This is a genomic window from Streptomyces sp. NPDC006335, assembly GCF_040612795.1.
Taxonomy (GTDB): domain Bacteria; phylum Actinomycetota; class Actinomycetes; order Streptomycetales; family Streptomycetaceae; genus Streptomyces.
On sequence record NZ_JBEXQX010000013.1, the window covers coordinates 171,116 to 191,784 of the forward strand.

Annotated in this window: 21 protein-coding genes, 1 tRNA gene and 2 pseudogenes; 10 read left to right on the forward strand and 14 right to left on the reverse strand. The window is 69.7% G+C overall.

All coding sequences use genetic code 11. The features are described from left to right. Positions 1 to 183: 183 nt before the first annotated feature. The 3 genes from ABZ098_RS31005 to ABZ098_RS31015 form a co-directional block, all read right to left on the reverse strand. On the reverse strand, positions 184 to 552 hold the full coding sequence (locus ABZ098_RS31005; RefSeq protein ID WP_356596746.1) for a hypothetical protein: 369 nt from the start codon (positions 550 to 552) through the stop codon (positions 184 to 186). Between the two features lie 4 nt (positions 553 to 556). Further along, the gene (locus ABZ098_RS31010) at positions 557 to 745 is read right to left on the reverse strand and encodes an FAD-dependent monooxygenase (RefSeq protein ID WP_356596748.1); all 189 of its coding nucleotides are present in this window, start codon (positions 743 to 745) and stop codon (positions 557 to 559) included. Between the two features lie 947 nt (positions 746 to 1,692). Then, positions 1,693 to 2,037, reverse strand: a complete 345-nt coding sequence (locus ABZ098_RS31015) for a hypothetical protein (protein ID WP_356596750.1) — start codon at positions 2,035 to 2,037, stop codon at positions 1,693 to 1,695. 437 nt (positions 2,038 to 2,474) lie between these two features. Here ABZ098_RS31015 and ABZ098_RS31020 point away from each other — a divergent pair, with 437 nt between their 5' ends. After that, positions 2,475 to 4,637 carry a SpoIIE family protein phosphatase gene (locus tag ABZ098_RS31020; protein WP_356596752.1) on the forward strand — a complete coding sequence of 721 codons (2,163 nt, stop codon included), beginning with the start codon at positions 2,475 to 2,477 and terminating at the stop codon, positions 4,635 to 4,637. Between the two features lie 231 nt (positions 4,638 to 4,868). On the opposite strand, the gene ABZ098_RS31025 is transcribed toward ABZ098_RS31020, so the two are convergent. Continuing rightward, the gene (locus tag ABZ098_RS31025; RefSeq protein ID WP_356596754.1) at positions 4,869 to 6,053 is read right to left on the reverse strand and encodes a type III polyketide synthase; all 1,185 of its coding nucleotides are present in this window, start codon (positions 6,051 to 6,053) and stop codon (positions 4,869 to 4,871) included. 837 nt (positions 6,054 to 6,890) lie between these two features. Here ABZ098_RS31025 and ABZ098_RS31030 point away from each other — a divergent pair. Beyond that, a pseudogene (locus ABZ098_RS31030) lies at positions 6,891 to 7,540 on the forward strand (MFS transporter); the annotation flags it as partial. Positions 7,541 to 7,654: 114 nt separating this feature from the next. Here the strand turns inward: ABZ098_RS31030 and ABZ098_RS31035 are convergent. Continuing rightward, a complete protein-coding gene (locus tag ABZ098_RS31035) occupies positions 7,655 to 7,948 on the reverse strand; it encodes a hypothetical protein (RefSeq protein WP_356596756.1) in 294 nt (97 codons plus the stop codon). Positions 7,949 to 8,101: 153 nt separating this feature from the next. Between ABZ098_RS31035 and ABZ098_RS31040 the strand changes: the two genes are divergently transcribed. Then, positions 8,102 to 8,485 (forward strand): hypothetical protein, encoded by a 384-nt coding sequence (locus tag ABZ098_RS31040; protein WP_356596758.1) that lies wholly within the window; start codon positions 8,102 to 8,104, stop codon positions 8,483 to 8,485. Positions 8,486 to 8,567: 82 nt separating this feature from the next. On the opposite strand, the gene ABZ098_RS31045 is transcribed toward ABZ098_RS31040, so the two are convergent. Next, on the reverse strand, positions 8,568 to 9,554 hold the full coding sequence (locus ABZ098_RS31045) for a helix-turn-helix domain-containing protein (RefSeq protein WP_356596760.1): 987 nt from the start codon (positions 9,552 to 9,554) through the stop codon (positions 8,568 to 8,570). A 246-nt stretch (positions 9,555 to 9,800) separates the two neighbouring features. Between ABZ098_RS31045 and ABZ098_RS31050 the strand changes: the two genes are divergently transcribed. Then, positions 9,801 to 9,974 carry a hypothetical protein gene (locus tag ABZ098_RS31050; protein WP_356596762.1) on the forward strand — a complete coding sequence of 58 codons (174 nt, stop codon included), beginning with the start codon at positions 9,801 to 9,803 and terminating at the stop codon, positions 9,972 to 9,974. Between the two features lie 205 nt (positions 9,975 to 10,179). On the opposite strand, the gene ABZ098_RS31055 is transcribed toward ABZ098_RS31050, so the two are convergent. The 4 genes from ABZ098_RS31055 to ABZ098_RS31070 form a co-directional block, all read right to left on the reverse strand. After that, complete coding sequence (locus ABZ098_RS31055) at positions 10,180 to 12,480, reverse strand: hypothetical protein (RefSeq protein ID WP_356596764.1); 2,301 nt, start codon at positions 12,478 to 12,480, stop codon at positions 10,180 to 10,182. Between the two features lie 3 nt (positions 12,481 to 12,483). After that, positions 12,484 to 12,555: transfer RNA gene (locus ABZ098_RS31060), tRNA-Gln, on the reverse strand. A gap of 36 nt (positions 12,556 to 12,591) precedes the next feature. Then, positions 12,592 to 12,807 (reverse strand): hypothetical protein, encoded by a 216-nt coding sequence (locus ABZ098_RS31065; protein ID WP_356596766.1) that lies wholly within the window; start codon positions 12,805 to 12,807, stop codon positions 12,592 to 12,594. A 365-nt stretch (positions 12,808 to 13,172) separates the two neighbouring features. Then, entirely contained in the window at positions 13,173 to 13,310 is a 138-nt protein-coding gene (locus ABZ098_RS31070) for a hypothetical protein (protein ID WP_356596768.1), read from the reverse strand. A 126-nt stretch (positions 13,311 to 13,436) separates the two neighbouring features. Here ABZ098_RS31070 and ABZ098_RS31075 point away from each other — a divergent pair. Continuing rightward, positions 13,437 to 13,904: pseudogene (locus ABZ098_RS31075) on the forward strand (transposase family protein); the annotation flags it as partial. Then, a complete protein-coding gene (locus ABZ098_RS31080) occupies positions 13,901 to 14,293 on the forward strand; it encodes a hypothetical protein (protein WP_356596770.1) in 393 nt (130 codons plus the stop codon). The pseudogene ABZ098_RS31075 and the gene ABZ098_RS31080, both read left to right, overlap by 4 nt. Positions 14,294 to 14,560: 267 nt before the next feature. Here the strand turns inward: ABZ098_RS31080 and ABZ098_RS31085 are convergent, their stop codons facing one another. Continuing rightward, positions 14,561 to 14,773, reverse strand: coding sequence for a hypothetical protein (locus ABZ098_RS31085; protein ID WP_356596772.1), 213 nt, complete (start codon positions 14,771 to 14,773; stop codon positions 14,561 to 14,563). 323 nt (positions 14,774 to 15,096) lie between these two features. On the opposite strand from ABZ098_RS31085, the gene ABZ098_RS31090 reads away from it, so the two are divergent. After that, entirely contained in the window at positions 15,097 to 16,257 is a 1,161-nt protein-coding gene (locus ABZ098_RS31090) for a DUF418 domain-containing protein (RefSeq protein WP_356596774.1), read from the forward strand. Between the two features lie 123 nt (positions 16,258 to 16,380). Here the strand turns inward: ABZ098_RS31090 and ABZ098_RS31095 are convergent, their stop codons facing one another. Genes ABZ098_RS31095 through ABZ098_RS31105 form a run of 3 tightly spaced genes read right to left on the reverse strand, consistent with a single transcriptional unit; the run spans position 16,381 to position 17,095 of the window. After that, on the reverse strand, positions 16,381 to 16,611 hold the full coding sequence (locus ABZ098_RS31095) for a hypothetical protein (RefSeq protein ID WP_356596776.1): 231 nt from the start codon (positions 16,609 to 16,611) through the stop codon (positions 16,381 to 16,383). Next, positions 16,608 to 16,769, reverse strand: coding sequence for a hypothetical protein (locus ABZ098_RS31100; protein WP_356596778.1), 162 nt, complete (start codon positions 16,767 to 16,769; stop codon positions 16,608 to 16,610). The genes ABZ098_RS31095 and ABZ098_RS31100 overlap by 4 nt, the downstream gene beginning before the upstream one ends. Beyond that, positions 16,766 to 17,095 (reverse strand): hypothetical protein, encoded by a 330-nt coding sequence (locus ABZ098_RS31105; protein ID WP_356596780.1) that lies wholly within the window; start codon positions 17,093 to 17,095, stop codon positions 16,766 to 16,768. Before ABZ098_RS31105 ends, ABZ098_RS31100 begins: the two co-directional genes overlap by 4 nt. Before the next feature lie 67 nt (positions 17,096 to 17,162). On the opposite strand from ABZ098_RS31105, the gene ABZ098_RS31110 reads away from it, so the two are divergent. From ABZ098_RS31110 to ABZ098_RS31120, 3 genes are all read left to right on the forward strand, one after another. Continuing rightward, positions 17,163 to 18,275 (forward strand): DUF5937 family protein, encoded by a 1,113-nt coding sequence (locus ABZ098_RS31110; RefSeq protein WP_356596782.1) that lies wholly within the window; start codon positions 17,163 to 17,165, stop codon positions 18,273 to 18,275. 51 nt (positions 18,276 to 18,326) lie between these two features. Beyond that, on the forward strand, positions 18,327 to 19,586 hold the full coding sequence (locus ABZ098_RS31115; protein ID WP_356596784.1) for an MFS transporter: 1,260 nt from the start codon (positions 18,327 to 18,329) through the stop codon (positions 19,584 to 19,586). Between the two features lie 217 nt (positions 19,587 to 19,803). Next, entirely contained in the window at positions 19,804 to 20,664 is an 861-nt protein-coding gene (locus ABZ098_RS31120) for a hypothetical protein (protein ID WP_356596786.1), read from the forward strand. The last annotated feature ends 5 nt before the right edge of the window (positions 20,665 to 20,669 follow it).

The window sequence follows — 20,669 nt, forward strand, 5'->3', positions numbered from 1 at the left end:
CGCTCACCGGCGCGCAGCGGCTGTGGTGGGGCAGCGCTTTCCTTTTTGGCGCTGCGTCGACTGCCATCACTTGCCTCCTGCATACGGGGTGCATGGCTTATCCGGATGCCTCCTTCCTACTGAGCGAACCTGAGACGACTGTTAATGCGGTGCTCAGGCCGGTTGGCCGGACCATGCGCCAGCTCACGCACCAGCGTGGTGGCGTCGAGGTCCTGCCCGGTAGGGCAAAGCCCGGACGACAACAACCTCGGCCCGGATCAGCAAGGCGTCGACGTCCACACTGTCCGTGCGGGCGGTGACGGCGTTGACCCGTCCGGTCCACCCTGCCGCGGCGTCGCGGACCTCCGAGCGGTCGACAAGGTCCAGCAGGGGCTCACGCCCCTCACGCGGCAGGTCCGCCGACCGGGTCACCGCAGTGACGACGTCCGGGTCGGACCGCTCCAGGCGCAGCTTCATGTCCGGGCACAGGGTGCCGACGAGCCGGTGGTCGTCGCCCAGGTCGTACCGGCCGTCCATGCCGGCGAGGTACGGGTGGGCGTCGTCGAGGTCCATCAGGTCACATCGGAGCGATCTGGGCCCGAGTGTTCTGCAGGGGGCGTGTCAAGACCGGATGCCGTTCGGTGGTGTAGGTGTCGAGGATGTTCTCGCCGAACCAGCCGTGCACCACCGCCGCGAGCTTCCTGCCGAGGTTCGCCGCGTCGCCGATACCGTGCCCGTGAGGTACCTCCCGGACTGCCTGAACCAAGGCGAGAGGGGCGTTCTACTGCCGCGCTCGCGCGGAAGCCCCACTGGACGTCCCCGGCCCGGCGGTGCGCGAACGGTTGGGCGGGATCGACACCGTGACCATGTCCCTCGGACTGGCCCGCCGGCAGACGGTGTCGAACCTGATCGTCGTACCGTTCGCCGACGGCAAGGTCGTACCACAACCACAGCAGCGGCTCCGCGCAACTGGTCACCGACGTCTTCGGCTACGCCGACGCGACCGGCACCGGCTCGGTCTACCTGCCGCCCACGCTCCCCCGGCACCCGGAACGGCACCGGCACCGGCACCGGCACCGAGGGCCACATCGCCAAACTCGGAGCGCACCAGACACTGAAGCTCAGGTTCAGCGGCGCCCATGGCATCCCCGCGTCCGCAGCACGGCCGCCGACCTGGTACTGACCGCCGTCAGCCCCGCCATCGGCGGCTACCCGACCGCCTGGGCCGACGGATGCACCCGGCCGGGTACGGCGAGCCTGGACTGCGGCACCGGGCTGACCACACCGAACGAGGTCTCGCCCCCGGTCGGCTCGGACGGGTACATCGGCATCTACAACGGCGGCTCGGCGGCCGTGAACGTCCTCGCCGACCAGTACGGCGCATACGTGGCCCAGTGATGCCGCAACCCCCGACCGGCCGCCTCCGCCAGGCGGTGCGGGTGGGCGAAGCCCTCCCACCCTGCGGGGGCGGAGCCCGCGCAGCAACGACGAAGGCGACCCGGTCCGCGCATTTCACAGACATGTAGGCGTCGTAGTTGTGGGATGGCCACGGCCGTGGTCTGCGTGATGTCGTCGGCGTTGGCGCAGGAGACCGTAGACGGATCGAATCCCGCCTGCCGGTGACATCGCCGCCGGCGGGCGGCGGACGCTCTTGCAATTGAGCAGCAGGCCGTCGATGACGAGCTTGGCGTTCGCCGTGATCTGGGCGCCCGCTTACGCGCGAAGCAGCCGCCCGGTGATCTCCCGGTACTCCCGCAGCGCGAGCCGGAGTTCAGTTGACCGCGTCTCGGTGTCCTGATCCTTCCAGCTCTTGCGCAGGGCGCCACGCCGCTCCGCGAGAACCTTCACCAGCGCGTCGGCCGCTGCGTCGAAGGCGGCCTCGGCCTCCTCCAGCGCCTCGCGTGGGGTGTCCGCGAAGTGGTTGACGGCGTGCCCGAGGTGGCGGACGATCGCGTCCCGCTCGTCGGACGGGATCAGCGGTCCGGGACCCTGGGTGCGGCGCGCCGCGGAGCCCGAGGACCGGTCGTCGGGCTGCTGGGCGCGTGTCTGGTCGTACATCGTCGTCTGCACCGTTTTCCGTTGCGCCGGGATCACCGTCCGAGGTCGCCCTCCGCCAATAGCCCGGTCGACCCTGCCGTTCATGGTCCTGTGTCGTGTTGTCAGTCAATGTCCGGCGACCGTCCGTGTCAACGCGGTTCGCCACTGAGCACACGCCGCCCGGGACGGGGCGGTCAGCACTCGCGTCCGGAGGGCAGTCGCAGGAGCCCTCCTGAGGCGATCCGCTCTTCTTCCGCACTCGGAGAGGCCGCACGGTTGTTCTACGCCCCCGGCCCGCACCCAGGGTGCGCAGCCTCCACGCGGCCCGCTGGTGTGGGCGAAGCGGCCCCAGGTGTTATTGAATGAGGTTTGCGGTCAGGAATCCCGGGACTCGTCGTCCGGGTTCCGGTACGGCTCCGACGTGGTGCCGGGGTCGGCGAGCGAGCTGAGAGAGTCGCATGGACTCCACCCCACCCCCCTCGTCTGCGTCACCGTTCGACATGGTCAGCAGCGCTTTGGGGCAGTACATGCCAGTCGACGGAGCGGCGGCGGCCGCCGGTTCAGCCGACCCGCAGGGGGACAACGCCGCCCGCCGAGACGTGTCCGACAACCCGGCCCCCGTTGGTCAGGAGCAAATCCTCGGCGCGGTCAATCTGGACCGGGATCTGAGAATCACCCGCTGCAACCTGGACGCCCCGGTCTTCGCGGGAGTGCAGGCCGAGGCCGGGAGCCCCTTCGTCGATCTCCTGCCTCCCTCGGACATACCGACGGTCACCCGGCGCCTGCGGCAGGTCCTCGAGACCGGAGAGCCGCACGTCGCCCGGGTCCAGCGCCTGCGGCGCGGCGACGGGTCGGAGCTGGTGGTCTCGATGAGCATCCTGGCCGCCGCCGCGCCCCAGGAGGGCCTGACCGTCTCCCTGATCGCCATGGCCAGGAGGCTGCACCTGTACGCCGCCGAGACCGCGATCGGCACCTCGCTGGACATCGGCGAGACCGCGCAGTCGCTGGCGGAGTCCCTGCTGGCCTGGGGTGACGTGACAGCCATCGACCTCGACTTCGCCGTGTGGACGGGAGAGGCGGTCACCGGGCAGCCGCAGGGGCGCCTCCGGCTGCGACGGGCGGCCCTGGTGCCGGACCGGGCGTGGCCCGACGGCTACGTGACCCCGGGCGACGATCTTCCCGGCGATGCGAGTCGACTGCTGTCGCAGGCAATACGGCGGGACGATGCCGCGCAGGCCATCGTCATACCCGACCGGGAAGCGATCGAGCGGGTGCTCGGCAGTCCTCGGCTGGTACGTGCCCTGGTGCCCGGCGACCAGGCGGCGGCCGTGGCATGCATACCGCTGGTCCTGGACGGCTCACCGCCCGTAGTCCTGGGTGTCGCGGAGGTCTGGCGGCGGGCGGACCGCCCCTTCGCGGACAGCGAGCTGCTCGACCTGCAGGAACTGGTGGCCAGGACCTCCCACCACGTGGACCTGGCCCGTCAGCACCAGCGCGAGCACACGCAGGTCCTGGCCCTGCAGCGCCGACTGCTGCCACGATCCGGCGGCGACACCATCCAGACGGCCAGCGTCTACCAGCCCGCCACCCCCGACAGCGCGGGCGTCGGCGGCGACTGGGTGAACAGCTTTCCGCTGCCGGACGGCCGTACCGCGCTGGTGGTCGGAGACGTCGTGGGGCACGGCCTGGGCGCCGCGGCGACCATGGGACAGCTGAGCATGGAGGCCCGCGCGCTGCTGTCAGCGGGGCTGGCGCCCGACGAGGTGCTGGAGCACCTGGACGAGACCGTGTCGCTGCTGGACGACGCGGAGTCCGGGCTGGCGGCCGGTTACAGCGCCCTCGGGTCGACCTGCTGCATCGCCGTGTACGACCCGGTCAGCCACCACGTGGCGGTGGCCAGTGCCGGCCACCTCCCCCCGGTCCTGGTACCCCCGGACGGGCCCGCCGGCCCGGTCGCGATCCGCCCCCACCCCGGGCTCGGCGCCGAGTTCGCACTGCGGGAACCGTACGACGTGTACACGTTCTGTGCGCCCCCGGGCTCGCTGCTCGCCCTCTACACCGACGGCCTGGTGGAGGATCCGGCCCTCTCGATCGACGAGGGCATCGACAGGCTGACCGACGCCGTGTCCTCGCTGCACCCCTGGGACGACCTGGAGCAGGCCGCGCGACGCGTGGTCTCGGCGGTGGCGCCGACACGTCGGCGCGACGATGTGACTCTGCTGATCGCGCGCATGATCGGTTACCGCAAGGGAGACACCACGACGTGGCGTCTGCCCGCCCGCCGCGACGCGGCCGCCCGGGCCCGCACACTCGTCTCCGAACTGCTGAGACGGTGGGGCACCGGAGAGCACACCAGGGACAGCGTGCTGCTGGTGGTCGACGAACTGGTCGCCAACGCGGTCCGCTTCGCCGGCGGACCCATCACCGTACGGCTGATCAGGACCGGTCACGGGCTGCTGTGCGAGGTGGGCGACACCGGCAACGGCAGGCCGCGGCTCGGCCAGAGCGGGCTCCTCGACGACGCCGGCCGTGGCCTGCACGTAGTGCATGGGCTCACCACCCGGTGGGGGGTGCGGTGGACGGACACCGGGAAGGTGGTGTGGGCTTCGGTCGAGCGGTGAAGGGGAGTCGGCCGAAAGGTGATGAGGCGTCAGCAGGCCGGCGGCGAGGCTTCGACCGGGTGGTGCAAGGCGGCCTTGGCCGGGTGGCGGCAAGGGCCCTGGTCGGGCGGCGGCAAGGGCCCTGGTCGGTGGTGGCGGAGCATTTTCTGGCTGGTGACGGGGTGTTGGCCGGGCGGCGCGGGAGCTGTTCGTCGGGCGGCGGCACCGGCCTAACGAGGGGCGCGATCCGCGCTACAGCCACTCCCCTTCCAGGGCGGTGGCCGTGAGGCCCGGGGCGGCCGCGTACAGGACGGCACGGCTGCCCGCCTTCTGCCCGGCGTCGTACGCTCTGCGCATGATGTCGAACACTGCGGCGCCTCCGCGGTTGCCGCTGGTGTAGCTGTCCCGGCTGTGGTGCAGGAGCCCCGCCGGCCACCCGTCGGGCATCGTCTGCTCCATGTACTCCAGCACACGCGTCCCACCCGGATGGGCGAGCAGAACGTCGGGGTGCCAAGAGCCGGGGTCGTCCTGGTATCGGAGGCGCAACCAGTCCCACATCGCGGTGACCGTCTCCTGCACGGCGCGTGGCCCGCGCCGGTCCATCACGAAGTGGGTGCCGTCCTCCCGCGTCTCCAAGCGGTGCAGGTCCTGGGTGCCGGGCAGTGTGTGGTGCCAGGCGGCGTCCAGCCGCAGCACGGACTCGGGCCTGGGTCGGCCCGTGACCACCGCGGCGACCGCGGTGTCCGCGAACAGCAACCGGACGATCAAGGACTCCAGAGTGTCGTCCGCGGGCTGGTAGGTCGTGCTCAGTGCCTCCGCGATCACCACCAGGACCACCCGGTCGGGGTCCGCGGCCACGAGATCCGCCGCCAGGGCCAGGGAGCGGGTCCCGGCTATACAGGCCCACTGTGTGGCCGGCAGCAGCAGGACGTCGCTCCGGAGCGGGAGCCGGTTGGCGAGGGAGACGTCGAGCCCCGGCAGCGCGGGCGTGGTGGAGTGACTGGTGATCAGACAGTCGACGTCCGCGGCGTCCAGCCCGGCGATCTGCAGGGCCCCGCGCGCCGCACGCTCACCATAGGACTGCACTGCCGACCAGGCCGGCGCGGTGCGCTCCTGGACGGTCTGCGGCGCGGGTATCGCCTCAAGGGCGGCGATCACGCGATCCACGTCCTGTTCGGTGAACCCGTCACCGGCCAGCGCCTCTCGGGCACTCCCGATGCCGGCGGCCGGCAGGCCGCTTCCGCCGCCGGGCGCGATGGCAGCCTCCAACGGCAACATCCAGCCACGGGTTTCGATGCCCGTACTGGACGCGATGCCGTCGATCCGCGGCGCCCAGGCCGCGTTCGGGTGCCGACCTCGCACTTCGTCCACGATCTGACTGGTCCGCACGGCGTGCTTGCCGTGTATCACGGCGGGCGGGCACAGGTAAGCAACCATGATCGGCGCCTTTCTACAGGGAACGGGATCAAATGCCACGGGCGCTGTGTCATAGGCCACTTGGGAAGGAGTCACTCAAGTCCACGACAATACGACCCGATTCGGTAGTCGGTGTCCGTTTCGAGCATGGATGCCACAGGGGCGTTTGCGCTGTGATCTGGACAACTTGGGAGGTTCTGCGATGCGTGAGACGGCGCACACTGTCGCAGGGGGCCGGCACGGTGCCGCGCCTGCCTGACATGCCACCGGTGGACCTCGCCATCGCCGCCACCGCGGCTCACCACGGCCTGACTGTCCTCCACGACGAGGAGCCGGTGGTGCCGATCCGTAGCGTCCCACACCCGTCGGCGCGGTGTCCCGGGTCCTGGAACGCGGTTGTACGAGTTCGTCGAGCCCATGGTGCCCCTGATACGGAACGCCAGGAGTGGGGCGAGAAATACGTCGAACTCATGCGCCGGGGAAGAGCCCCTCGAAGTTCGGACTCGGATGCCCGGCGATGTCCGCGCTGAGATGTCGGCCCTCGTCGAGTTCGAACATCACGGTGGAGCAGCGGTCGACCGTTGCCCTTGGAAGGGCCGAACAGGGCCAGCGAGCCCTGGAGCAGGCCGTTTTCGTCGCCCGAGCGTTCGCGGTGAAGTTTCCCGCGAGCTGCCGATGCTGTAGACGACGATGACGGCCGCGAGCACAGCGAGAAGAACCGCCCCTAAGGATCTCACCCATGGGCGGTCCTCCCGGTCTGACTGGTTGTCATCGCTGCCCAGAGGTTGTTCACCGCGCGGCGGAACGCCTGGGCGTATGCGGAAGTGCCCACGCCGTTGGGTCGACGGCTCTCACGCCGTGCTGCGCATGCCCCTCCGGCGTCCCACGGCGCCCGTGAAGGGCCCCTGGGTGCGGGTGCCCGGCGTGCCGCGCGGCAGCGGCCGCCAACTCGCCCTCGGCATCGCCGTGTTCACGCCCGGCATCACGGCCACCTCCTTCGTGCTCTCGCTTGGCCCCTCGCTCCTGACAGGCCTGCTCGGCACCACCAGCCGGATCGTCGCCGGGGCCACGGCCTTCGTCATGTTCCTCGCCGCCACCGGCGTGCAGTTCGCCGTGCAACGCCTCGACCGGCGGACCATCCTCACGGCCGGCGCGGTCAGCACCACGCGGAGCATGATCACGCTGATCGTCGCCGTGCACACCTCGTCGGTGCCGGTCCTCATCGCCTCCGCGCTGCTCGCCGGCGCCAGCCAGGGCATGGGCCGGCTCGGCGGCCTGTCGCTGCTCAACTCCAGCGTCCCGCCCCAGCGCCTCGCGGAGGCCAACGCCGCGCTCAACGTCGGCGGGTACGTCCCGGCGGGGCTACTGCCCGTGTCCGCCGGTTACCTCAGCGACGCCGTAGGCCTGACCAGCGGTGCCACGGTGTCGGTGCCGTCCTCATGAGCCTCGCGGTCATCGGCGGCCTGGTTGTCCTCGCCGATCGGCGCCAGGCGACGGAGCCGGCCTGACGGCCGCGAGCCACAGCAAGCCTCGACACCGCCGCTGATCATCAATGCCTGCCAGAACGTCGAAAGTCGAGCGGTCCCCAACTTTTGACGATTACTCGTCGACTTGTCGTTGTGCTACTGCCTGCCGTCCGGATGAGTCTGACAGGGTAGGCGTTTGAGCCACCAGGTCGCGAGCGGATAGGCAGCCGCTGCGACAAGGAGCCCCGCCAGGGCGGTGACAGTGTGCTCGTACTCGGGAAGCATCTGGCTGACAGGCTCGAAGACCAGCATCTGGGTGCCCCAGAAGGCCGCGAAGGCCGCGAACATGCCTCCGTCCGACTCCTTGGTACGCCGCCTCCGGCCCGCCGGGACGGGCGCGGGTGGCCGGGTGAGCTGGCCGTCCGTGGATGGCGCGAAAGGGTCGGTCACGTTCCTGTTGTATCCGTCATAGATCAGCGCGACAAGGGCCAGGCCCGGCCTGTGGAAAGACCCGCAACCCACGCCCCGCCCAGGCAGCGTTCGCCTGCCGAAGGCGTCTGTGCTCCTTACCCGCCTGCGAACCTGAAGGGGCAGACTGCGTTCATGCAGCTGCCCGCCGAAGCCGTTACCGCCACCGTGCTGATCGAGGTCGTACGGATCTCCGCCCTTCCCGCCCGGCGGGACGCCCCGTACCCCGGCACAGCGGTTGCTCACTGGACCGGGAACGAGGTCGACGCCGTCCTGGCCCTGATCGAGAGCCTGCCCGGCAGTGAACAGCACCGCTGTGGCTTCTCACCGGGCTGGAGCGTCCGGGCATACGACAACTCACTCGAACTGGCGCTGTTCGAGGCGGCGTTCTGCTTCACCTGCCACGAGGTCCGCATGCACGGAACGGCAGTTCCGCCCGCTCTGGCCACGCAGTTCTTCGACCCGGGCGCCCTGCCGGCCCGGACTTTGCTCTCCCTCTTCCGCGAGGAAACTCCGTAACCGATCGACTGGATGCGCCACGACAGAGGCCCAGGACAGCAGGATGAAGGCCTTCTCCCTCTCTCCAGAAAGCCAAGGCTGGTCAAGCAGTGAGTTCGGGCCGTGAGGCAGGCACCGCGGTACGGCGGTGACGTCCTGATGGGCCGTCATTGGGGTGGACGTCACCAATGGCGAAGTCCATCAGCAGCTGTTCCAGCATCGACGCCTTGTCGGCTTCCCCGACAAGGCGAAGGGCTTCTTGAACATCGCGGACCATCCGCTGGATCTCGATACGGGCTCGCGTTTTGAGGCTTTCGGTCTCCCGCCGAGCGTCGGCCGCAACCAGGTCCGCTTCCCGTAGCAGGGCATCGACCTGCACACCGGACCTGGCATGCAGGCTCGATATCTCGGTCTGAGCTTCACTGCGGACACGGTCTGCCTGCACGACAGCTCTGTCGACGAGCTCAGCAGCCGTGCCTTCAGCGCCACGGATCAACTCGGCGGCGGTCAGACGAGCTTTCTCCTCCGTGAGCGCGGTCTGGGTCATGGCGTTCATGATCATCACGTCGCATCTCTCCTGGACGTCAGCACGCATCGCCGTGAGATGTTCCAGTTCAGCCAGTGCCTGACCGAGCAGTTCTCGTGCGTGCCGTTCAGTGTCCGCCGCGGTGCGCGCACGCTCAGCAGCGGCCATCAGCTTGCGATCTGCCCAGTAACCGGCGTCGTCCGGATTGGCGATCATGAGTCTGAGCGCGGCGTTCTCCTGGCGAGTTCGCTTCAGCTCGTCCGCAGTGTCGGACGGATCGGTGGGGTGCTGCAGAGCCTCTTCCTCGCGTTGCGCCTGCCCATGCACCTCCAGCCACTCCGGCGGCTTCCCACCAAGCCATTCGACCACGTCATACAAGAACTCACGGCTGGGCACCCGTCCGTTGAACAGACCTGACAGAGCAGCACGCGAGTAACCGGTGCGTTTGCTGATCTCCGCATAGGTCGGATCGCCGGCCTGCCGCTTCAGTGCGCGTAGTCGTTGCGCAAGTTGCGTACGGGCTGATCCGTCTGCGGGTAAGTCCTTCAGTTTCCGGCCTGCCACAGGCCCTCCCCCATTGTTTTACAGGCCGCCGATTGTTCCGGAACTAGTGGGGCTGCATACCCCGTTCGATGAAGTCGATGTTGCTGATGCAGGTCAGCGGATTGTTCGGCATTCTTCAGATGACCTGTTCACGCATTGGAGCGATCAAAGCGCAGCCCGTGTACTGGTTTTCCCACCCGTGCCCGATGCCGGATACGTCTCGGGGCAATCGCTCAGGCCTACCGGCACGTGGAAGGAAGGAGACCTGTGCACGACACGAACGACCCCCTGCAACGGGAGCCGAAGCAGTCCCGTCGGCGGCGTCTGGCCGACGGCCTCGAAGCCGTCCGCCGCATCGAGCCCATCATCGCCCTGGCGGTACAGATCGGCTCGCTCATCGTCACTGTGACCAGTAACTGGCCCGGTCACCCTCACGGGTGACCGGGCCAGGCGGAAGGAGCCGATGAAAGGCCACCCCGGGGTGAAGCCGGGCAGCAACGCACCCGGGGTCGGCCGCACGCCTTCGTACCGCCACTGTGCCACGTCCCGGGGCAGACCACGACGACTACGACCACGTTCGGGACTTCACGTGGTTCCCCATCCGCAGCCTCAGCTTCCCCGCCCGATTGTTCCGCTGAGCGAGGCGTCACCGCATCCAGTGCCTGTCGGTGCTCCATCCCAGGAAACGCCTGCTGCGGCCGGCGTCCGCCGTTCCGTCACCGCTGAAGGTGCCGCCGTCGGCGACCAGGGCAAGGCCCCAGAGGGCCGGGGCCAGGCGGGCCTCGACGTGGCTGGGGTACCGGGCCGTGGCCGCGCCCAGACCCGCGACGAACCGTCGCTGCTCCTCGGGCGGGCACAGGGACAGGAAGAACACCATCTGGCGCCACGCGTACGCGGCATCCTTGATGGTGCTCAAGGGGCGCGGATTGTGGTGGACACGAGCGGTCAGTCGGCACACGGTGACGAAGGAGCGGCGGGCCAGGTCGGCCCAGCCGGGCCGTGGAGCGATGCCCACCCGGTGCACCAGCGTGGCCAGGTTGTGCGTGGTGAGGATCTGCGCCTGCTCGATCACCGCGCCGTTCGCGGCGACCGACCAGGAGTCCGGCGCCGTCCCGGCTCGCCCGGTGGCCAGCCGTGCGAACCCGGGAGAGGTCGCGGCCCGACGTGCACGGGCCGGGGCCGTGCCGCTTTCGGCGATCGCCAGATCGCTGATCTCCGCGTAGTCGATGCCGTAGTACCGCTCGTACAGCGTGCCGCCCAGCAGGTCAGCGGCGATCCGCGCCGCCGTCAGGAACTTCCGGCTGAACTCTCCCATGAAGATGTCGGCGGCCAGCTCCTCCACCAACGGAACGCCCAGGGCGCACTGCCGTTCCAACACGCTGAGCTCGCGGACCAGCGGGTTGGGCAGGATGGTGCCCGGAAACGCCTGCACGGCCAGTTCGCCCAGCTGCCGCAGCACGGTCCGTGCGCCTTCGCCGTCCGACGTGCCCGTCACCGCGGACCGTCGGCCGGACACCGCCCGCACCCACGGCAGTTCCTCGATACGGACCTGCCGCTCCAGGTTGAGCAGCAGCAGGGACCGGCGGTTGCGGAAGGTCCGGTAATGGGCGGCCATCAACGCCCGCAGCGTTTCGTCGCCGTACGCCTGCGCGGTGGCATCGGCGACCAACTGCGGTACCAGCTCGGCCAGAACCTCGGCGGAGGGGACGACCCCCCGTTCCACGAGGGTGCCGAGCGGAGCGCTCAGTGCGGACACGACCACTTGACCGATGGCGGGCGGCAGGACGGCACCGACGGGCAGCCCTGCCGCCCTGCTCTCCTCCTCGCTCACCGGGCGAAGCAGCGGATCCACATCCGCGATGCCCGCCTGCTGGGGAAGTACGGCGAGCCGGCGCAGCACGAGCTGGGCCAGGGCGTGGTGGGAGGGCAGCTCCGCCTGCGCGGCCTGGCTGCGGCGGAGGGCCGTATGGCCTGGCGAGCCGGGCAGTCCGCGCCGTCGCACCATGGACTGCACCGCGTGCCGCAACAGGCCGAGCCGACGCGCGTCCAGCAGCCGTCCAGCGACGACCTCCTCCAGCGCACCGCGCAAAATGCCCAGGTTCTCCTTGGGGTTTCGGTGCTTGGAGCAGAGCGTGTGCTCCGCGGCGAGCAGTCGGTAGCGGCCGAGTAGAGCCTCGGCCTGCGCCAGCCAGTCGGGGTCCGGGGCGTGTGCCAGAACCCGGTCTTCCTCGGCCGTCCGCAACCAGTGTGCGAGGAGGTCGTCTGCGAAGGGCTGCCAGACGGTGAGTGCTTCTCGCTGGGTCTCGACGGCCGTGTTCGGCCGTCGCCGCTCCAGGGTGAGGACCGTGTCCAGGACGGTGCGCCGGTGGACGGCCGTGCCGGTGTCCGGCTCGGGGCGGTCGGTCGGACGGGGCAGAAAGCGCAGCCGGTCGGCAAACGGTTCCAGTTCCGCCAGGAGGTCCAGCGCCGCGTCCGTCTCCCCGTTCCGCACCAGCCAGGCCATGGTGAGCAGTGCCGCCTCCTCGGGAACGTCGATCCGGTAGCGGCCTCCGTCCAGCAGCGCCCACAGCCACATGAGTCCGGGCTCGGTGAGGCAGTGAGCGAAGATCGCTCGGCGCTGTGCGGGCACCCCGAAACTCCGGGCCGTTTCGGTCTCGTACGGCTGGAGCGGGCCGGCCGCGCTCGCGGTCCCGGTGGCGAAGCCGCCGCGCAGCACCTCGGGGGTGACCCAGGCCGGGAGCCCCGCGACCGGGGTCCGCGAACCGATCGTGAGCCGGCCTGCGGCCATCCCGGCAAGGACTTCCCGCCAGCGCTGCCCGCGCACCTCGGCGCGGCGCCGGGTGTCGGGGTCCTCATGGGTGAGCGCGGTCATGAATGCCTTGGCCAGCCGGCCTGCGGCATACGAGGGCGTCGCGGTGAGAGGCTGCTGCTCAGCGTTGTCGTTCATAAGCCGACGTGGCAGGTTCCGCCCCTGCGCCCTCCGGGTCCAGAGCCCGGTGCTCTCCTGCTGAGCTACACGCCGTTGAGCTCCGAAACTAGCCGCGGCGCCGGACAGCGCTCAACCGGATTTCACGGAAGTACGGGAAGGAACGCCAGGAGTGACCGCAGTGCCGGTGATCACTTTGGTGGCGATGTCGATGAACCACGTCACCCACGGGCGCACCAGGTCACCGTCGGCATCGACCAGCAGACGTGCCTGGACATGATCGGCCTCCCCTACGCAATTGCGCCAGGAAGCCGCCCGTTTACCGAAGATGTCATGGGCGCAGGTCACATCCTGTCCTGTCGCAATTCCGGCCCGCTCCCCCGCGGTGGGATCACGACGCACCGCACGCAGAAACTTCCCAGCCGATCCGCCGTCCGTCGGCGCCTTCGATCAGGGTGTCGGTCTGGATCCCACCACGTCCTGCCCGGGTGCGGACTTCGCAGTCGCCGCCGAAGCCGCCCTCCTGTGCGGCCGCAGGAGGCGCTCCTGTTAGGCCTTGTGCCCGTCACCGACCGGGACACTGTGGCGACCTTCGTCCTTGCGCCGCTCATGGACGGCTTCACGACGGCCATGGGCCCGCAGCCTCAGGTACATCGGCGCTTCCACACCAGCGTCCTGACACACTCCCCCGCACAGCAGGTCCCGCTCACCACCTAGACATTCCGGTCGGCGTACATCTTGTCCGTGCGGTAGACCATGCCCCACAGATCCTGATGCTCCTCGGGGCCGAGGTCATCGAGATCCAGATCAAGATGCAGACGCAGTTTCTTGTGCCAGACGATGTTGGCCACCCACACCCACCCACTACCCGACCTTCTGCCTGTAATGCCGTCAAATCCTAGGTGGGACACGGCGCCGAGCCTTTTCCAACCTCTCGCGCAGGCTGAGTGGTTGGCCTGACAGACGGACGTCCGCCCCGGTGGCGACGCCTGAGCGCGGGCCGGCAGGCCCTGCTCACCCCCGCCCACCTCCCCAACGGCCAGCACCGCGCAACTCTCGCCCCTCCCACGCTCGCCGAAGCAGTACGGGCCGCGTCGATGAAGGCGTACCTGCTCCTGGACGGGACACTTCTGTCGATCGACCGGATCGCCGCCGACCGGCCCTTCTACTCGGGCAAACACAAGAAGCACGGCATGAACGCGCAGGTCATGGCCGACCCGAGGGGCCGGCTGCGGTGGGCTTCACGGGGGCAGGCCGTCAACCGGTCTCAGGCCAAGATCCGGGCATTCGTCGAACAAGCCATCACCACCCTCAAGCCCTGGCGGCTCCCCTCCGTAAACTCCGCTGTTCAACGACCTGGATCAGGAACATCGTCAGCCATCCTCACCCGCCAAGCGGCCGGCTCAGGCTGCGGCGGTCACCGAACTCGTAGGATCGCGCGGTGAGGAACTGGACGGAGCACCCTGCCAAGGCGGACGTCGAAGCTGTCGTTCGCCAGTACTTCAGCTTGCTCCGAGCCGGAAGGATCCCTGAGGCCGAACAGCTCATCGATCACCACCCGATCCGTCATGTGCTCAAGTCGCTGTGGACCGGGTACGTCGAGGCAAGCGCCGATGGGGACGAGGAGGGCGGAAGCCCTGCTGCCTACGAGTGGGAGCAGGATCTGTCCTGGCTCAGCGAACTGAACCTCGCGGACTTCCGCTGGGGCCACACCGGCAGCCATGTCTACGTTGAGATCACCTACCGCGCGCAGACAATCGAGGTGGCATTGGGCTTCTGGGTCAGGTCCACCGACACCGGCTGGGTCATCACGGGGCCAGCCACTTACTGGTAGACACGCGAAAGAGCAGCACGATCCAGGTGTCGGTGCGACCCTCCCGCCGGCGGACCATCACAGTGCTCTGCCGAGGTGCTTGGCGTCGAGTCCCCCCACCGCCTCGCGATCGCGACCGTGGATCGATCGGCACAGGCAGGTCGAGCAGGTCGCGGCGGATCCGCAGCAGACGCTCGTACCTGACCCACGCGGCAAAGGTCAGGTCAGCGCCCTGGAAGAGTGCGTGGAGATGACGGACGGAGATGCGGTGTTGACGCGCGACTCGTTCTAGCCGAGTCCGGCGGTGCGCATGGCGAGGTGGCGCACCAACACTTCGGTCACCTCCGGGTGGACGACGCACAGGACGAAGGCGCCCGCCGCCAGCGCCATGCCGAGGAACTCCAGAAACTCGCCTCTGCCAGGGACGGCGTCACGGCCCGGTAAGTCGGCCGGTGTTCCGCGCAAGCCCTCGCGCTCGTCGTGTCGCACACGCTGTGTCATGCCTCCAGCCTGGAAGCCCGCCCACTGCGTCTCCATCCGGCAACTGTCGGGGCCACCCCCGCCGACTGGCTGAAGAAAGACCGCCGTCCGGCCGCACGGGTCCGGCCGGGCACCGAGGTTCCACCGGTCGGCAGGGCACTCCCCGCCGATCGGCGGGGGCGTTACCGAAGACTGCCGGATGGTCCGCCCCCTGGCGTCCGCGCGAGGTTCTCCGTATGACACAGACACAGCCGCCGCAGGAGACGTCAGCTCCGCAGGAGAACTCGCCTCCGCCGCCCCGAACCTCCCCCGATTCCGCCGTGCCGGCCTCGCCCGGTCCCTCGATGGGACGCCTCGTCGGGGTGGATCTGGCCCGCGCGCTGGCGGTGTTCGGCATGTACATCGTGCACATCGGACCCCCGCTGTCCGCCTCGACCGGTGTCGGCAGCTGGATCCGGTACGTGGCGGACGGCCACTCGTCGGTCCTGTTCGCCACCCTCGCCGGGTTCTCACTGATGCTGCTCGCCGGCCGCCGGGAGCCGAAGGCCGGCCTGGCGGGCCGGCAGGCGAAGGCTCGGATCGCGATCCGCGCCGTGGTCCTGCTGGCGCTGGGCACCGTGATGGCAATGGAGTACGGGGGCGTGATCATCCTCGGCTTCTACGGTGTCTACTTCCTCCTGGCCCTGCCCCTGGTGCGGCTGAGCGCCAAGACGCTCGCGATCATCGCGGCCGCGTTCGCCCTCGTCACACCGCAGCTGGCGTTCGTCCTGACCTCGACGCTGACTCCGTCGGTCCAGGAGAGCATCAACGCCTACGACCCGCTGCGCCGTCTCAGCGAGGTGGGAGTGCTCGATCTGCTGCTCACCGGCTTCTATCCGGCACTCACCTGGATGTCATTCGTGATCGCAGGTATGGCGCTGGGCCGTCTCGACCTGTCCTCCAGCACTGTCCGGCGGCGCCTGGCCGCGCTCGGTGCCTCCATCACCGTGGCCGCGTACGGCATGTCCTTGCTGCTGGCCGGCAAGGACGCGTTGAGGAGCATGGCGGAAGACGGGTCGTCGTCCGGCGGCTCCGGTTCGATGTCCCCCGGCAGCGGGTCGATGCCCCTCGACGGCGGGTCGTTCCCCGATATGCCGGCGTCGTCGCTTCTTTCGGCCGGGCCGCACAGCGGCACCACGTTCGACATCATCGGCAGCGTCGGAGTCGCGATCCTAGTGATCGTGGGCGCGACGGTGCTGATGGACCGCCTGCCACGACTGCGCCGTCTGGCGAAGCCGGTCATCGCCGTGGGCACCATGTCCCTGACGGCCTACGTCGGCCACTTCGTCGCGCAGTCCGTGCTGTCCACGCCCGCCGGGACCGGCACCCAGCAGTCATGGCTGCCGCTGATCCTGTACGTCCTCGGGGCGATCGTGTTCGCCACGATCTGGTCCCGCTTCTTCCGCCGCGGCCCCCTGGAGTACCTGCTCAACGCCGCCACCAAGCCGGCGAAGCACATCCGATAGCACTCGGCCGGGGTGGGACGCCTTTACGTCCCACCCCGTGCGTCCCACCCCGGCACGTTCCTCCCCGGTCTGCGCCGGTGCCGGAGCGGGAGCGGCGGCCGGCAACCTGCGCCGCTGGGGCCTTCAGCGTGGATGTAGCCGCCCAAGGGGGGCGGGGTCGGGCGGAGTGGTTCGGGGCAGCTTGCCGAGGGCGCGCAGCCACTCTTCGGCGGCCTCGCGGGAGAAGGTGGCGCTCTCCTCGGTCCCGCCACTGGCGTCGAGACCGCCGTGGCGGCGGCGCCGGTTGACGACCACCACCCGGCCGAACCCGGCCATTCGGGCGGCCTGGGACAGGTTCACGTGGGAGTCAGTCACGTCTGCTCCGCACGGATCACGCTGGCGGTGACGGCCAGGAGCTCACCGGCGCTGGCAGCCGCGTACAGGACCTGCTCCCCGGCGTCCTGTACGGGCCCGGCGACCACGATGCGGCGTGTCTCCTCCAGCAGCGACCACCAGTCGGCAGGCATGGTCACGACCTCGATCGTCCGCCACAACTCGACCCGACCACGCCGTTGGCGTCGGTGCGGACGATGCCGATGAGCGCCCACCCGGTGCGCATGCGGAAGTCCTCGATGCAGGCGTCCTCGGTCTCAGGAGTCAGCGTCAGCACGGGCGTGGCCCGCTCACCTACGACCAACGTGCCGACGGACCGGGCGTAGTTGGGGTTCAGGTCGTAGGCGTCGACGTCGTCCAGAGCGAGATCGTGCACGGTGAACACCCGCAGCCCGCCTAGGCAGGACACGCTCACCACCTCGGCGTGCGCCACGGTGAGAACGGCGTGCAGGTCATCGTCAGTCACCCTCGCCGACCACCGTCTCGCGCGGCACGCTCCCCCTGAGTACGCCGGACGGCGAGGATGTCGAGTCATGACGATCGTGTTCCGGGTGCCCGCAGGTGGTGCGGAGCGGGTGGGGTTCGCCTACTCGCCGGCGATGGAAGCCGTACTGAGCCTTCATGTGCTGGTGGAGCCCAAGCACCACCCCGTCCAGCACGGCTGGGTACGCGCGATGCGCAAGCTGTCGCCGGCGCTGAAGCGGGAGATCGAGGCGTTCTCCTACGCGGTGCGCTCGTACTTTCCCGAATTCCTCTTTCCGCGGCCGACCGGTGGACTGGCGGACTTCACCAGCGAGCTGGCCGGCCTGCGCACGGCGGACCCGGAGCTGGTCCGGCTGGAGTTCGCCGTCCCGCTGCTTTCGCCGTGGCCGGGCGGCGGCGAGGGCAGGGATCCCCACGCGCTGCGGGAACCGGACGTACGCGGCCTGCTGCGAGAACGCGCCGCACGGGAGAGTGACGACTCGATGGCCGCGATGCTCCTCGACGACCCCCGCGCCCTCCTCGAAAGGTTCCTGAGCATGCTGGAACGCTACTGGCGGGAGGCGTTCGAGGAGGAATGGGCGCGGATCGAACCGGAACTGGCCGCCGGAGTCAGCGAGGCCGGGCACCAGATCGAACAGCGCGGACTGTACGGCATGCTGCGCGGCCTGTGGCCGGAGGTGCGCAGCGACCGGCAGACCGAACGCTTCTGGCTGGAACGCCCGCACGACCACGAGGTCGCCATCGGTCCGGACGACACCCTGCTGCTCGCCCCCAGCGCCTATGTGTGGCCGCACGTACGGGTCAACTGCGACGGCCCCTGGCCGCTCGGCCTCGTCTTTCCCGTCTCGTCGATCTCCCGGGAAGCCCGCCCCAGGATCCCTCCCGCGCAGCTCGTCGGCATGCTCCGGGCACTCGCCGACGACACCCGCCTGCGCGCCCTCCGGCTGATCGCCGAACGGCCGCGCAGCACCCAGGAGTTGGCCCCGCTCGTCGGCGTCAGCGAGGCCGCCCTGTCCAAGCACCTGCGCGTCCTGGCGGACGCGGGCCTGCTCGAACGCCGCCGTGAGGGCTACTACGTCCTGTACCGTCTCCTGCCCGAGCAGGTGGCGGGGCTCGCTCCCAGCCTGGAGAGCTTCCTGCACACCACCGACCCCATTGATTAGCCATCTGCCTAATAAGTGGATCAGGTTGCGGGGAGATCCGACAGTGGCGGCATGTCACTGCTCAGGGACCGCGATTTCCTGCTTCTCTTCGTCGGCCAGGCCGTCTCACGCTTCGGCGACGGCCTGTACACCGCCGCGACCGCCTGGCTGGCGTGGTCGCTGACGAAGGACCCGACGGCCGTTGCGGTGGTCAGCGTGGCCGCGTTCGCGCCCGCGTTCCTGGCCACGTTCGTGTCCGCCTCGTACGCCGACCGTTACGACCGCCGCAAGCTGATGATCGCCTCCGATCTGGCCCGTGTCGTCGTGGTGGCGGTAGCCGCGGTGTTGCTGTCCCTCGGCCTGCTGAACCTGCCCCTGCTCGTGGTGACAACGGCGCTGCTGGCCCTGATCGGCGCCCCGTTCGCCCCGGCCCGCAACGCCATCGTCACGCAGATCGTCCCGGCCGACCGTCTGCAACAGGCCAACGGGCTGCTGCAAGTCGCCTTCCGGGCCGCCTTCTTCGTCGGCCCGCTCATGCTCGCGCCGCTGCTGGCCTACGGATCCATGCGGGCGGCGCTGGTGGTCAACGGCCTGACCTTCCTCGGTTCGGCGGGCGCCGTGGCCGCCCTTCGCGTGACCCACCCCGTCGTGACCGCCGGCCAGGCGGGCCTGTGGGCCGATCTCGCCGCCGGGCTCAAGGCCGTACGGGCCGCTCCCGATGTGCTCGTGGTCATCGTGACCTTCGTGCTCGCCCTCGCTCTGGCCAACGGTTTCCTGACGGTGGGACTGGTCGCCGTCGTGGGGCAGGGCGGCCGCTACGGCCTGCTGCTGGGCGTCGCCGGGGTCGCAGAGGTGGTGGGGGCGCTCCTGTTGGCCGGCCTGCGGATGCGCAGACTCGCCCTGGCGGCGGTCCTGGCCTGGGCCCTGCTAGGAATCTTCCGTGCGCCGCTCGGAATCGTCACCTCCACCACCGGGGCCGCAGTGCTCCTGATCGCCACCGGGCTGGCCTCGGCCCTCACGGACATCCCGCTGATCGCGCTGGTGCAGCAGCGCATACCGAGCCACCATCTGGCGAAGGCGTTGGGGCTGTGGGAGGCCGGAGTGGCAGGGGCCCTGGCCGTTTCCCCCTTCGTGGCCTCAACCACCATCGCACTCACCGGAGTCAAGAACGCCTTCCTCCTCTCGGGCGCCGCCCTCGTCGTCCTGGCCATGATCGCCGCGCTCACCCTGGCCCGCACAGCCAGAGCACAGCGGCCGGGGCGGTTGCGCATCGGCGTCCCGTCTGGTTCCGAGGCCGAACTACCTGCAGTCGCACCGGAGTCCACCCGGTGACTGACCCCCTGCTGTCCTCCAGCCAGCCCCGATTCCGGACGTCCCGCCATGAGCAAGGCTCGCCGCACCAGTCCTGAGCCGTTAGCGCCGTTCGCGCTGAACCAGACTTCCGCGCCACCGCCTTTCCTTGTGCACGCGAAGGCGGTGCCGCCGTGCGACTTCGCGACATCCCGCACGATGGCCAGGCCGAGGCGGAGGCCAGAGCCCGCCCGACCTCATGGCAGACCGCACACCCCTGCCGCAGCAGATTTCGGATCACGGTGTCGGGGACCGGGACCGGCCTGGGTCTGACGATCGCGGCGGACCATCCACGCCTCCCGGACGCCCGCCTGACCGTCACCGCCCGGGCCAAGCGGCCGGCGGCACTGCTGGCGGGGCGCGGCTACTGGACGATCCGAAGGCCGCAGGACGGATCCTCCGGGCTCACCCCGGCAGGTTTCGTCGCCGGTTCCGCGCCCTGCTCACCATGGACGCCGCTCCCCCGTGGGGAGGGCGGCCCGAGCAACCCGCCCTACGCACCCAGGGGGTGCTGCCTTACCCACCGACCGCGGACTTCCCGGTCTCCTGGTCATCGCACCTGGACAACGCCGACGTCGCCGCTGCCCTGTTCGATCGCCCCGACATCCCCCGCACGATCGCCGTGGTCGAGGACTCCCACGACCCCGACCGCTCCGCAGGCTTCGGCGACGAAGCCTGCGACCGCGACGTCCTTGTCATACTGCTGACCGCACTACTGGCCGCGACCTTTCCCGACGGCCGGCACACCATCGAACGACTCACCCCGGTCGGCACCGACGAAGCACTGCTGTACCGGCGGTTCACCGGTACAGCCTTCCTCGGCGCTGTGACAGCCGGTGCCCGCGTGGACTTCGTCGGCACCGACCTGTTCGCTGTCGGCAGCGGGACCTTCACCGCACAACGCCACGTCGACAAGACCTGCTCACCCTCACGAGCCAACTGCGCCCGGACCACAGCGGATCATGACCGCGTCACCGGCGCCGGTCAGCAAGCGGCGGCCGCATCGAGAAAGTTGATACGACCGCCGCTGCCGTCACGAGGTTCCGTCGCCCGACGGTGATGCCG